The organism is Blastomonas sp. SL216, from assembly GCA_026625625.1.
GTDB lineage: Bacteria > Pseudomonadota > Alphaproteobacteria > Sphingomonadales > Sphingomonadaceae > Blastomonas.
In genome coordinates, this window is the sequence record CP113055.1 from 3715089 (window position 1) to 3728411 (window position 13323).

The 13323-nt window shown below is 65.9% G+C and carries 12 protein-coding genes; all 12 read left to right on the top strand.

What is annotated here, in order from left to right:
- Nucleotides 1-4 precede the first annotated feature (4 nt).
- From OU999_17475 to ftsA, 12 genes are read left to right on the top strand one after another with little or no spacing between them, the layout of a single operon-like run.
- Nucleotides 5-1444, top strand: a complete 1440-nt coding sequence (locus OU999_17475; GenBank protein WAC23495.1) for a UDP-N-acetylmuramoyl-L-alanyl-D-glutamate--2,6-diaminopimelate ligase — start codon at nucleotides 5-7, stop codon at nucleotides 1442-1444.
- Nucleotides 1441-2859: a UDP-N-acetylmuramoyl-tripeptide--D-alanyl-D-alanine ligase gene (locus OU999_17480; GenBank protein WAC23496.1), complete on the top strand. Its 1419-nt coding sequence runs from the start codon at nucleotides 1441-1443 to the stop codon at nucleotides 2857-2859. The genes OU999_17475 and OU999_17480 overlap by 4 nt, the downstream gene beginning before the upstream one ends.
- Nucleotides 2859-3929 carry a phospho-N-acetylmuramoyl-pentapeptide-transferase gene (gene mraY / locus OU999_17485; protein WAC23497.1) on the top strand — a complete coding sequence of 357 codons (1071 nt, stop codon included), beginning with the start codon at nucleotides 2859-2861 and terminating at the stop codon, nucleotides 3927-3929. Before OU999_17480 ends, mraY begins: the two co-directional genes overlap by 1 nt.
- Entirely contained in the window at nucleotides 3926-5254 is a 1329-nt protein-coding gene (murD, locus tag OU999_17490; protein ID WAC23498.1) for a UDP-N-acetylmuramoyl-L-alanine--D-glutamate ligase, read from the top strand. Before mraY ends, murD begins: the two co-directional genes overlap by 4 nt.
- Nucleotides 5251-6480 carry a putative peptidoglycan glycosyltransferase FtsW gene (locus tag OU999_17495; protein ID WAC23499.1) on the top strand — a complete coding sequence of 410 codons (1230 nt, stop codon included), beginning with the start codon at nucleotides 5251-5253 and terminating at the stop codon, nucleotides 6478-6480. Before murD ends, OU999_17495 begins: the two co-directional genes overlap by 4 nt.
- Complete coding sequence (murG, locus tag OU999_17500; protein ID WAC23500.1) at nucleotides 6480-7670, top strand: undecaprenyldiphospho-muramoylpentapeptide beta-N-acetylglucosaminyltransferase; 1191 nt, start codon at nucleotides 6480-6482, stop codon at nucleotides 7668-7670. Before OU999_17495 ends, murG begins: the two co-directional genes overlap by 1 nt.
- Nucleotides 7667-9079 carry a UDP-N-acetylmuramate--L-alanine ligase gene (gene murC, locus OU999_17505; protein ID WAC23501.1) on the top strand — a complete coding sequence of 471 codons (1413 nt, stop codon included), beginning with the start codon at nucleotides 7667-7669 and terminating at the stop codon, nucleotides 9077-9079. The genes murG and murC overlap by 4 nt, the downstream gene beginning before the upstream one ends.
- Nucleotides 9076-9270, top strand: a complete 195-nt coding sequence (locus OU999_17510; GenBank protein ID WAC23502.1) for a hypothetical protein — start codon at nucleotides 9076-9078, stop codon at nucleotides 9268-9270. The genes murC and OU999_17510 overlap by 4 nt, the downstream gene beginning before the upstream one ends.
- Before the next feature lie 26 nt (nucleotides 9271-9296).
- Complete coding sequence (murB, locus tag OU999_17515; GenBank protein WAC25469.1) at nucleotides 9297-10181, top strand: UDP-N-acetylmuramate dehydrogenase; 885 nt, start codon at nucleotides 9297-9299, stop codon at nucleotides 10179-10181.
- A complete protein-coding gene (locus tag OU999_17520; protein WAC23503.1) occupies nucleotides 10178-11128 on the top strand; it encodes a D-alanine--D-alanine ligase in 951 nt (316 codons plus the stop codon). The genes murB and OU999_17520 overlap by 4 nt, the downstream gene beginning before the upstream one ends.
- On the top strand, nucleotides 11112-12005 hold the full coding sequence (locus OU999_17525) for an FtsQ-type POTRA domain-containing protein (protein WAC23504.1): 894 nt from the start codon (nucleotides 11112-11114) through the stop codon (nucleotides 12003-12005). Before OU999_17520 ends, OU999_17525 begins: the two co-directional genes overlap by 17 nt.
- A complete protein-coding gene (gene ftsA / locus OU999_17530) occupies nucleotides 12002-13315 on the top strand; it encodes a cell division protein FtsA (protein WAC23505.1) in 1314 nt (437 codons plus the stop codon). Before OU999_17525 ends, ftsA begins: the two co-directional genes overlap by 4 nt.
- Nucleotides 13316-13323: the final 8 nt, after the last annotated feature.

Genomic DNA, 13323 nt, shown 5'->3' on the forward strand with positions numbered 1-13323 from the left:
TGCAATGAAATTGGGTGAACTGGCTTCGGGCCTTTCCAGCGACGATGCCGCGCGGATTGTGACCGGATTTGCCATCGATCACCGCAAGGTTGCGCCTGGCACCGTTTTCGGTGCCTTTCCCGGTGCCCGCTTCAATGGCGAGGATTTCATCGCCGATGCCGTCGCTTCCGGTGCGATTGCGATTGTCGCCGCGCCTGATGCCAAAGTCGAAGGCGCACTCCACATTGCCGATGCGACGCCCCGCCGGGCCTTTGCCCAGCTCGCCGCCCGCTTCTTCACGCCCGTCCCCGCGCATGTCGCCGCCGTCACCGGCACCAATGGCAAGACCTCCACGGCCGAAATGACCCGCCAGCTCTGGCGGATGGCGGGGCACAATGCCGCCTCGATCGGCACATTGGGCGTCACAACCTCGGTCGATCAGGCCTCCACCGGGCTGACCACCCCCGATATCGTGACCTTCCTCGGCAATATGTCGGGCCTGGCGCGCGAGGGCGTGACCCATGCCATTTTCGAGGCATCGAGCCACGGCCTGTCGCAGTTCCGCACCGAAGGCCTGCCGGTGCAGGTCGGTGCATTCACCAATCTGAGCCGCGATCATCTCGACTATCACGGCACGATGGAGGCCTATTTCGAGGCCAAGATGCGGCTGGTCGACGAAGTGGTCGTCGATGGCGGGCATTTCGTGGCCTGGGCCGATGACGAATGGTCGCAGCCGGTTATCGAACGTGCCAGGGCACGCGGGCTCAAGCTGCTGACCGTGGGCAGCGCCGGGGAGGCGATCAAGCTGGTCAGCCGCACACCGACCCAGCTCGGCCAGCAGCTGGTACTCGAGCATGACGGCAAGCAGGTGAAGGTCAACCTGCCGCTGATCGGTGCCTATCAGGCGGCCAATGCGCTGGTCTCCGCCGGCATCGTCATCGCGGCAGGCGGCGCGCCGGCCCAGGTGTTCGATCATGTCGCCCGGCTGCAGCCGGTGCGCGGACGGCTGGAGCGTGCCGTGATCACCCGCGCAGGCGCGCCGGTCTATGTCGACTATGCGCATACCCCCGATGGCCTGCAGGCGGCGATCGAGGCGCTGCGCCCGCATGTCAGCGGCAAGCTGATCACGCTGTTCGGCGCAGGCGGCGACCGCGATACCGGCAAGCGCCCGCAAATGGGCAAGGTCGCCAGCGACCTGTCCGATGTCGTGATCGTCACCGATGACAATCCGCGCTCCGAGGACCCGGCCGCCATCCGCGCCGCGATCATGGCCGCTGCGCCGCAGGCGACCGAAATCGGCGGACGGCGCGAGGCGATTGCCGCAGCCATAGCCATGGCGGGCAAGGACGACATCGTGCTGCTGGCGGGCAAGGGCCATGAACAGGGCCAGATCGTCGGTGCAGGCGATAACATGCGCGTCCTTCCGTTCGACGACGTTCAGGTCGCACGCGAGTGCGCGGCATGAGCCTGTGGACGTCCTTAGAGCTCGCAGAAGCGACCGGCGGCACGGCTTCGGCCGACTTTGCCGTCCATGGCGTCGCGTTCGACTCCCGCGAGATCCAGCCGGGCGACCTGTTTATCGCGATGCGCGGCGAGGCGACCGACGGACATCTGTTCATCGACCGCGCGATGGCGGCCGGCGCAGCGGGCGTGATCTGCGAAAGCCCTGTCGATCACCCGCATGTCCTGGTGGCCGACAGCGCAGCGGCGCTCACCGCTTTGGGCCATGCGGCGCGCGCGCGCAGCAGCGCCACCATTTTCGGCGTGACCGGTTCGGCCGGCAAGACCAGCACCAAGGAGGCGCTGTTCCACGCGCTCGACCGCATGGCCCCGGGCGCGGTGCATCGTTCGGTCAAGAGCTACAACAACCATGTCGGCGTGCCGCTGAGCCTGGCGCGGATGCCGCGCGATGCCCGCTATGGCGTGTTCGAGATGGGGATGAACCATGCCGGCGAACTGGCCGAGCTGACCCGCATCGTCCGGCCGCATATCGCGATGATCACCACCATCGCACCGGCGCATATCGGCAATTTCAGCAATGGTGAAGAGGGCATTGCCGATGCCAAGGCCGAGATTTTCGAGGGGCTGGAGCCCGGCGGCACTGCGATCGTGCCGCACAACAACCGGCATTACCCGCGCCTTTATGCCGCCGCCCAAGCCTGTGCCCATGGCATCCGCCGCTTCGGCAGCCAGGAGGACAGCGAAACCCGGCTGATCGATGCGATCCGCGCGCCCGAGGGCGGCTCGCTGGTCACGGCCCAGATTGGCGAGGCGCGGCTGTGCTTCCGTGTCAGCGCACCGGGCGAACATTGGGTGATGAATGCGCTGGCGGTGATGAGCGCGGTCGATGCGGCAGGCGGCGACCTGGCCGTGGCGGGCCTGGCGCTGGCCGATCTTCCCGGCATGTCGGGCCGCGGCGAGCGGATGCAGGTGGTGACGCCCGATGGCGGCAGCGCGCTGCTGATCGACGAGGCCTATAACGCCAACCCCGCTTCCATGGCAGCCACGCTTGCGCTGCTGGGTCAGGAACAGGCCAAGCGCCGCATTGCGGTGCTGGGCGCGATGAAGGAACTGGGCGAGACCTCGGACGGCTATCATGGCGGCCTTGCTGCCCCTGTCATCGCGGCGGGCGTGCACCATGTCATTCTGGTCGGCGATGAAATGGCACCCTTGGCCGATGCGCTCGCCAAATCGCTTGAGTGGCAGGGCACAATCGCGCATGTGCCCGCCGCCGACGCCGCGCTCACCGCGCTGCAGGCCGTTTTGGGCGATGGCGACGCTTTGCTCGTCAAGGGGTCCAATTCCGTGGGATTGTCCGCACTGGTGCGTGCGCTGGCCAAGCCGCCGGCTGCATCTGCCCTGGCGCGGGAGGGGGTTTGATGCTGTATCTGCTGGCGCAATATCTGGATTTTGAAGGTCCGCTGAACCTGATCCGCTATCTGAGCTTCCGCTCGGGCGCGGCGATCGTCACCGCGCTGTTCATCGGTCTGATCATCGGCCCCCGCTTCATCCTGATGCTGCGCATGCGCCAGGGCAAGGGCCAGCCGATCCGCACCGATGGCCCGCAGACGCACCTCGCCAAGCGCGGCACGCCGACCATGGGCGGGCTGATGATCCTCATTTCGCTCACCATTTCGGTGCTGCTGTGGATGGACCTCAGCAATGTGTTCGTCTGGGCGTGCCTGTGCGTGACGCTCGGCTTTGGCCTGATCGGTTTCCTCGACGATTTCGACAAGGTCCGCAAGGCGAGCCACAAGGGCGTGTCCGGCAAGGTGCGGCTGATCGGCGAGTTCCTGATCGCAGGCGTCGCCAGCTGGGTGATCCTCAGCCAGACCGGCACGCTGCTCTATGTGCCGTTCATCAACTACCCGCCGTTCGATCTGGGGCTGTTCTACATCCCGTTCGCGGCGTTCACGATCGTCGCCTTCGGCAATGCGGTGAACCTGACCGACGGGCTTGATGGCCTGGCCACTTTCCCGGTGATCATTGCCAGCCTCACCTTCCTGCTGATCGTCTACATGGTCGGCAACGCCAAGTTCGCCGCCTATCTCGGCATCCCGCACGTGCCGGGCGCGGGCGACCTTGCGATCTATTGCGGCTGCATCATCGGTGCGTGCCTGGCGTTCCTGTGGTTCAACGCGCCGCCTGCTGCGGTGTTCATGGGTGATACCGGATCGCTGGCGCTGGGCGGGGCGCTCGGCGCGATCGCGGTCGCCGCGCATCACGAGTTCGTGCTCGCGATTGTCGGCGGCCTGTTCGTGGTCGAGGCGATGTCGGTAATCATCCAGGTGTTCTTCTTCAAGCGCACCGGCAAGCGCGTGTTCCGCATGGCGCCCATCCACCACCATTTCGAGCAGCTGGGATGGCCGGAATCGACGGTGGTCATCCGCTTCTGGATCATCTCCCTGGTGCTGGCGCTGGCCGGTCTTGCGACGCTGAAAATCCGGTGATCGTCTCCCCCGCCTTTGCTGCGAAACGCTATTGCATCCTGGGCCTCGCGCGTTCGGGGCTGGCGACGCTCGACGCGCTGATGGCATCGGGTGCGGAATGCACCATCTGGGACAATCGCGAAGAAGCGCGCGAGACCGCCGTCTCGCATCACCCGCAAGTGCTGATCGGCGATCCGATGGAGATCGACCTTGCAGGGTTCGACGGCCTGATCGTTTCGCCCGGCGTGCCGCTGAACCGGCATCCGGTGGCCGATCGCGCGCGCGCCGCCGGCGTCCCGATCATCGGCGATATCGAACTGTTCGCGCTGGCCCGCCCCAGCCTGCCGCGGCACCGCGTGATCGGCATCACCGGCACCAACGGCAAATCGACCACCACTGCGCTGATCCACCACATCATCCGCGAGGCAGGCGTGCCGACCATCATGGGCGGCAATATCGGCCTGCCCATCCTGTCGCAGCCGCCGCTGCCTGAGGGTGGCGTATATGTGCTCGAACTGTCGAGCTATCAGATCGACCTGACCTTCAGCCTCGATTGCGATGTCGCGGTGCTGCTCAACATCACCCCCGACCATCTCGACCGCTATGATGGCTTTGCTGGCTATTGTGCGGCCAAGGCGCGGTTGTTTGCGATGCAGTTGGATGCGGCTCATGTCGCGGTGATCGCCACCGATGACGAACCGACGCGCGCCATCGCCGTGACGCTGGCCAACCCGGTCGAGGTGCACGCGGCCGATATTTCCGGCGAGGAGCAGCTCGCTTGGCCGGCGCTGCAAGGCCCGCACAATGCGCAGAATGTCGCGGTGGCGCTGGCTGCGGTCGACGCGCTGGGTCTCGACAAGGCGCGCAGCCGCGCTTCGCTCGCCACCTATTCCAGCCTGCCGCACCGCATGGAACGCACCGCCGAGCATCTCGGCGTGCTCTATGTCAACGACAGCAAGGCGACCAATCCCGCCTCTACCGCGCCCGCGCTTGCCGCCTATCCCCGCATCCACTGGATCGTCGGCGGGCTGCCCAAGGGGGACAGCCTCGACGAATGCGCCGCGCATTTCGGCCATGTCGTCCATGCCTATACCATCGGCGAGGCCGGGCCGATCTTTGCCGACCAGCTTGAACAGGTCATGCCGGTCACCCGCGCCGAGCTGCTCGCCAACGCGGTGCGCAGCGCGATGGCGAATGCCCAAGCGGGCGAGGTGGTTCTGCTGTCGCCCGCCTGCGCCTCGTTCGACCAGTTCCGCGATTTCGAGGCGCGCGGCGATTGCTTCCGCAAGATCGTCGACGCGCTGATCGCAGAGGATCTGAACCAGCAGGAGGATGCCAAGGCATGAGTGATCTGGCTGCCGCCGCCCCCGCCACCGGCTATTCCGGCAAGCGCGCCTACAAGCTGCCCCGCAATCTCGGGCGCAGGCTGGGGCGCAGCGACCGATCGCAGCTGGCGATCTGGTTCTGGGAACTGGACCGCGTGCTGCTGGCGATGATCCTGATGCTGATCGCCATCGGCCTGATCGCGGTGCAGGCAGCATCGCCCGCCACGGCGCGGCGGCTTTCGACCGCGACCGAGACGCTTAGCCCGCTCTATTTCTTCTATCGTCAGCTCGGCTGGGTGATTGTCAGCCTGGGCTTCATGTTCATCGTCTCGATGCTGCCCAAGCGCGAGGCGCGGCGGCTGGCGATCATCATGGCATGCGTGTGCTTCGTGCTGCTGATGCTGGTGCCGATCCTGGGCAACACGGTGAACGGATCGAAGCGCTGGATCGGCTATGGCATCGGCATCCAGCCGTCCGAATTCCTCAAGCCCGCTTATGCGGTGACCATGGGCTGGATCATCTCGCTGCGGGTCAAGGACCCCAGCCTGCCGGTGCTGAAGCTGACGGCGGCGATCACCGCATGCATCGCCTTTCTGCTGATGCGCCAGCCGGACCTTGGCCAGACGATCATGTTCATCGGCATCTGGTTCACGCTGATGCTGCTTGCCGGCCTGCCGATGCAGGTTGTGGCAGCCGGCGTCGGCGCAGGCGCCGTGGGCATGACGCTCGCCTATTTCTTCTATCCCGTCGCGACGCAGCGGATCAACGGCTGGCTGTTCGGTGCAGGCGAATATGACCATGTGATGTTCGCGCACAAGACGCTGACCGGCGGCGGCCTGATCGGCACCGGCCCGGGGCTGGGCACGCACAAGTTCAACCTGCCCGAGGCGCATACCGACTATATCTTCTCGGTGATCGGCGAGGAATTCGGCCTGCTCGCCTGCGCGGCGATCGCCCTGGTCTATTTCGCGATCATCGTGCGCATCTGCATGCGCCTGCTCGACGAGCGCGACCTGTTCACCATTCTGGCGGTGACGGGCCTCACCGCGCAGCTGGGCGGCCAGGCGTTCATCAACATTGCGGTCAACCTGCAGCTTTTCCCCTCCAAGGGCATGACGCTGCCGTTCATCAGCTATGGCGGTTCGTCGATGATCGCGCTGGGCATCGGCGCGGGCTTGCTGCTGTCGCTGACCCGGCGTAACCCGTTCGAGGACCGCAGCCTGCTGGGACAGGACTGGAAGAACTGATGACCATTTCACGCCATTACGTGCTGGCCGCAGGCGGCACCGGCGGCCACCTGATCCCGGCCTATGCGCTCGCGCGCGAACTGCAGCAGCGCGGGCACCATATCGCGCTGGTGACCGATGAGCGCGGCGCGAAGATCCCGGGCATTTTCGAGGGCGATCAGGTGCACATCCTGCCGCCCGGACGGATTGCCGGCGGGCCGATCGGCTGGCTCAAGGGTATGAAGGGCATCTGGGCGGGGCGGACCATGGCGCTCAACCTGTTCGAGAATTTCCAGCCCAGCGCGGTGATCGGCTTTGGCGGATATCCCGCACTGCCGACGCTGCTGGCGGCGCAAAAGGCGCAAATCCCGACGATCATCCACGAACAGAATGCGGTGCTGGGCCGCGTCAACCGCTTCATGGCGGGCCGGGTCAACGCGATTGCCACGGCCTATAAGCAGGTCGATCGGCTCAACCCCCGATATGCCGACCGCACCCATGTTGTCGGCAATCCGGTGCGCGACGAGGTGCTGTCGCTGCGCGGGGAGAATTATCCGCCGCTGCTCGAGGACGGGGTATTTCGCGTGCTGGTCACCGGCGGCAGCCAGGGCGCGCGCGTGCTGTCCGAGGTCGTGCCCGATGGGCTGGCGATGCTGCCGGTCAATCTGCGTCGCCGCCTGCAGGTGGTGCAGCAGTGCCGCGAGGAAGACATTGAAGGCGTGCGCGCCAAATATGCCGAGCACGGCATTCCGGCGGAACTGGCGACCTATATGAACGACCTGCCCGAAAAGCTTGGATGGTCGCATCTGTTCATCGGCCGTGCGGGCGCATCGACCATTGCCGAGCTGACCGTTGCCGGCCGCCCCGCGATCCTGGTGCCGCTGCCCATCGCCACCGACGACCACCAGACCGCCAATGCGCGCGAGATGGTCAAGGCCGGCGGTGCCCGCTCGATCCGGCAGGAGGCGTTCACGCCCAAGGAGCTCGCCAAGCAGATCCAGAAGATGGCGCTTGACCCGCAGGCGTTGGAGAACGCGGCGCTTGCCGCGCACAAATGCGGTTACCCCAATGCGGTGCGCGACCTCGCCGATCTGGTCGAGAGCTTTGGAGCAGCGCCGCTCGCAGACATTATTCGCGTGGCCCCGGCCGCCAAGGGACAGACCCGTGGCGGTGAGGCCCTGGCCCGCGAAGCTGAAGGACAGGAAGCATGAAGGGCGTCGGAATCGACATTGGCACCATCCATTTCATCGGCATCGGCGGCATCGGCATGTCCGGTATCGCCGAGGTGATGCACAATCTGGGTTACAAGGTGCAAGGGTCGGACATTGCCGAAAGCTATGTCGTCGAGGGCCTGCGCAAGCGCGGTATCAAGGTGATGATCGGCCACAAGGCGGAAAATCTGGGCGATGCCGCGGTGGTCGTCACCTCCACCGCGATCAAGCGCGGCAATCCGGAGGTCGATCTGGCGCTGGAAACCCGCGTGCCCGTCGTCCGCCGCGCTGAAATGCTGGCCGAGCTGATGCGCCTCAAGTCCACCGTGGCGGTGGCCGGCACGCACGGCAAGACCACGACCACCTCGATGATCGCCGCGATGCTCGATGCAGGCGGCATTGATCCCACCGTGATCAACGGCGGCATCATCAACAATTACGGGTCCAATGCGCGCCTGGGTGCCAGCGAATGGATGGTGGTCGAAGCCGACGAGAGCGACGGCAGCTTCCTCAGGCTCGATGGCACGATCGCGGTCGTCACCAATATCGACCCCGAACATCTCGACCATTATGGCAGCTTCGACAAGGTGAAGGACGCCTTTGTCGAGTTCGTCCAGAACGTGCCCTTTTATGGCGCGGCGATCCTGTGTCTCGACCATCCCGAGGTTCAGGCGATCCTGCCGCGCGTCAAGGACCGGCGCGTGGTCACCTATGGCTTTTCCGCCCAGGCCGATGTGCGCGGCGACAATGTCGTCTCGATCCCCGGTGGCAACCGCTTCGACGTCACGGTGCGCGAGCGCGACGGTTCGGTGCGCCAGATTTCGGGGATCGAGCTGCCCATGCCCGGCCGTCACAATGTGCAGAACGCGATCGCGGCGATCGCGGTCGGCCTGCAGATGGGCATGGCGGACAGCGACATCGTCACCGGCTTTGCCAAGTTCGGCGGGGTCAAGCGTCGCTTCACCAAGGTGGGCGAGGTGGATGGCGTCACGATCATCGACGATTACGGCCATCACCCGGTGGAAATCCGCGCTGTGCTGGCGGCGGCGCGCGAGGGCGTCAAGAACCGCATCATCGCCGTGGTCCAGCCGCACCGCTATTCGCGCCTCGGCGACCTGATGGACGAGTTCCAGCAGGCGTTCAACGATGCCGATATCGTTTATGTCGCGCCGGTCTATGCCGCAGGCGAGGACCCGATCGAGGGCGTGAGCGCCGAGGCGCTCGCCAGCGGCCTCAAGGCGCGCGGCCATCGCCAGGCGCGCACGATCACCGGACCCGACGAGCTGTCCGAACTGCTGGCTGCCGAGGCGCAGGACGGCGACATGGTCATCTGCCTGGGTGCGGGCGACATTACGAAGTGGGCGGCGGGCCTGGCCGACGCCATCGCGCAGCGGAGGCTGAGCGCATGAACACGCCCTTTGACTGGATGATCGATCTGCAGAAGCAGATGATCGATGCGCAGCGCCAGCAGATGCAGGCCGGCCAGAAGATGCTCGAGGCCTGGCAGAAATCCGTCGATGGCGCGTCTGCGCTGCGCGACGCGGCGACGGCCCAGCAGAAGGCGGTGAAGGGCTGGATGGGGTTGTGGGGCATCAAATGACGTCCGCCGCCACCCTTGCCTCCACCATGCCGCCGGTCTCCGGCAAGCTGACGACGCATGCGCCGCTGGCCCCTTTGGTGTGGTTCAAGGCCGGTGGTGAAGCCGAATGGCTGTTCGAGCCGAAGGACGCCGACGACCTCGCGCAGTTCCTTGGCGCGCTCGACCCCTCGGTCCCAGTGATGGCGCTGGGGCTGGGGTCGAACCTGATCGTCCGCGATGGCGGGGTGCCCGGTGTCGTAGTGCGGCTGGGCAAGGCCTTTGCCAAGGTCGAGCGGATCGATGATGTGACTCTGGCCTGCGGGGCAGGGGCCTCGGGCATTCTCGTGTCCTCGACTGCGCGCGATGCGGGCATCGGCGGACTGGAGTTCCTGCGCTCGATCCCGGGCACGGTCGGCGGTTTCGTGCGGATGAATGGCGGCGCCTATGGCCGCGAGGTCAAGGACGTGCTGATCGATTGCGATGTGTTGCTGCGCGATGGTTCGCGGCAGACGCTCCAGCTTTCCGATCTGCATTACACCTATCGCCATTCCGAACTGCCCGAAGGCGCGATCGTCATTGCCGCCACCTTTCGCGGTCACCCCGAAGCGCCCGAGGCGATCCAGGCCGAGATGGACCGCATCGCCGCCTCGCGCGAGACGAGCCAGCCGCTGCGCAGCAAGACCGGCGGATCGACCTTCAAGAATCCCGATGGGCACAAGGCCTGGGCGCTGGTCGATGCGGCGGGCTGTCGCGGCCTGATGCTCGGCGGCGCGCAGGTCAGCGAGAAGCACACCAACTTCCTGATCAACACCGGCACCGCCACCAGCGCCGATATCGAAGCGCTGGGCGAAGAAGTCCGCGCCCGCGTCAAGGCCCAGTCGGGCGTCGAGCTGGAATGGGAAATCCAGCGGATAGGAAAAGCCAAGCCATGACTCTCCCCAAGCTCCATATTGCGGTCCTGATGGGCGGCTGGTCGGCCGAGCGCGAGGTCTCGCTGATGAGCGGCGAGGGCGTCGCCAAGGCGCTGGAATCGCGCGGGCACACCGTCACGCGGGTCGACATGGACCGCAATGTTGCTGCCGTGCTGGCCGGCATCCGTCCCGATGTGGTGTTCAACGCGCTGCACGGCACGCCGGGCGAGGATGGCAGCGTGCAGGGCATGCTCGATCTGATGCAGATCCCGTACACGCACTCGGGGCTCACCACTTCGGTGATCGCGATCGACAAGGTGCTGACCAAGCAGGCACTGGTGCCGCACGGCATCCCGATGCCCGGCGGGCATATCGTCCATAGCGAAAGCCTGTACGCAGGCGATCCGCTGCCGCGCCCCTATGTGCTCAAGCCTGTCAACGAAGGCTCGTCGGTGGGCGTCGCCATCGTCAAGGCGGAGAGCAATTATGGCGATCCGATTGCCCGCGATGCCATCGGGCCCTGGCAGGAATTCGACGAGCTGCTCGCCGAACCCTTCATCAAGGGCCGTGAACTCACCACCGCCGTGCTGGGCGACCGCGCGCTGGGCGTTACCGAATTGCAGACCAAGTCGGGCTTTTACGACTATGAAGCCAAATATACCGACGGGCTGACGCTGCACATCTGCCCGGCCGAAATCCCGGCAGAGATTGCCGAGCGCTGCCTGGAGCTGGCGCTCAAGGCGCACACTATTCTCGGCTGCAAGGGCGCATCGCGCTCCGATTTCCGCTGGGATGACGAAAAGGGGCTGGACGGGCTGTATTTGCTGGAGGTCAATACCCAGCCGGGCATGACCCCGCTCAGCCTTGTGCCGGAACAGGCGGCTGCAATCGGCATCAGCTATGCCGATCTGGTTGAAATCATCGTTGAACAGGCATTGGGGGGCACCCGGCATGGCGACACGAATTAAGCGCGGCACATCGGCCAAGCGGGGGGCGACACGCGCCAAGCCGCGCACCGCGCAGCGATCGCGGACCAACGCGTTCCTGGCGCGGCTGCCGTTCAGCGAAGAGCAGATGCAGAAGGCCGCGACCATCACGGTGCTGGGCATCCTGGCGCTGGGCGGCGTGATCACCGCGCAGTTCATGGGGCTGCCGGGAATGGTGCAGGAAGAAATGGCGCTGGCCGCCGGACGCGCCGGGTTCGAGGTGAAGAAGGTCGAGGTCCGCAACGTCGACAAGATGAACGAGCTCAAGGTCTATGAGATCGTGCTCGCCCAGAAGGACCGGTCGATGCCGCAGGTCGACCTGGAAGAGCTGCGCCGCGAACTGACACGGTTCAGCTGGATCGCCGATGCCCGCATCTCGCGCCAGCTGCCCGATACGCTGATCGTCGACATCGTCGAGCGCGAGCCGCTGGCGGTGTGGGAAGATCGCGGTAAGGTGATGCTGGTCGATGCCGAGGGCGTCGCGCTGGAGCCTAGCCCCGGCCAGATCGACCCCAAGATGCTGCGTATCGTCGGCAAGCGCGCCAATACGCGGATCGGGGATCTCACCGAGCTGCTCGATGCCGCCCCTGCGCTCACGCCGCAGGTCAAGGAAGCCGAATGGGTCGGCAACCGCCGCTGGAACCTGACCTTCCACACAGGTGAAGTGCTGGCGCTGCCCGAAGGTGACGACCTGTCGCAGGCCGCGCTGGTCAACTTTGCTCGGATGGACGGGGTCAACCGGCTGCTCGGCAAGGGCGTGACCTATTTCGACCTGCGTGATCCCGAGCGCGCCTATCTGCGCCGACCGCGCGATCCCAAAAAGCCGGAGGGCGATGCCATGGCATCGGCGGCGCAATGAGCGGCGGCAAGGGACGCAAGGGCGGCGCGGCCGTCCCCCGGATCGAAAAGACCTTTGGCGCGCTCGATATCGGTTCGTCCAAGGTCTGCGCGATGATCATCGGGCGTACCGATGCGGGCGAGCTGCTGGTGCTGGGCACCGGCCAGCGCGCCAGCGATGGGGTGAAGCGCGGCTATATCACCGACATGCAGGCGACCGAGCTGGCCGTGCGCGAGGCGGTGGAACAGGCCGAGCGGATCGCGGGCCTCAACATTGACCATGTCCATGTCGGCTGCACCTCGGGCGGGCTGACCAGCACGATCGCGCGGGTCGAGATCGATCTGGGCGGCGGGCGCATCGACGAGGATGATGTCGACCATCTGCTGGCGGCAGGACGCGAGACGATCCAGCCCGGCGGGCGGATGGTGCTGCACGCGCAGCCTGCGCTCTACACGCTCGATGGCGCGACCGGGGTCAAGAAACCCATCGGCCTGCATGCCGAACGGCTGGGCGTCGATATTCACGTTGTATTCGCCGATGGCGCGCCGGTGCGCAATATCGACCAGACCGTCGCCGCCGCCTATCTGGGCGTCAGCGGCATCGTCGCCGCCCCGATCGCGGCAGGCACCGCGTGCCTGGGCGAGGAAGAGCGCGAACTGGGCGTCGCGCTGGTCGAAATGGGCGCTGCGGTGACCAATATCTCGCTCTATGCAGGCGGCATGCTGGTGGGGCTGTTCACCATTCCGTTCGGCGGCGCGGACATTACCGACGCCATCGCGTCTGCCTTTGGCCTGCGCCGGGCCGAGGCGGAGCGGATCAAGTGCTTCCATGGCGCTGCGACGTCTTCGCCACGCGACAATCATGACATGATCGACTTGCGGCTGCCCGAAGAGGACAGCAAGCTGGTCGGCGCAGGCGGACGCACCGACGACAAGCATTCGATCAGCCGCGCGCAGCTGGTCTCGGTCATCCGCCAGCCGCTCGACTATCTGATCGGGGAAATCACCAAGGGGCTGAAAGAGCTGGGCTTTACCGGCGCGCAGGGCCAGCGCATCGTGCTGACCGGCGGCTGCGCGGAATTGCGCGGCCTGGCCGATCACATGCAGGTGGCGCTGGGCCGCACCGTGCGGATCGGTCGTCCCAACGGGCTGGCGGGGCTGCCCGATGCGCATGCGGGGCCGGCTTTCTCGACCCTGGCCGGACTGGCCTTGTTCGCGGCGGACGAACCCGTCGATATCCGCAGCATTGCATCGAGCTATCAGCAGGTCCATCGCCATTCTGGCGCGGCTGTTTTGCAGCGTCTGTGGCGTGCTCTGGTCGGGAATTTCTGACGATGAGC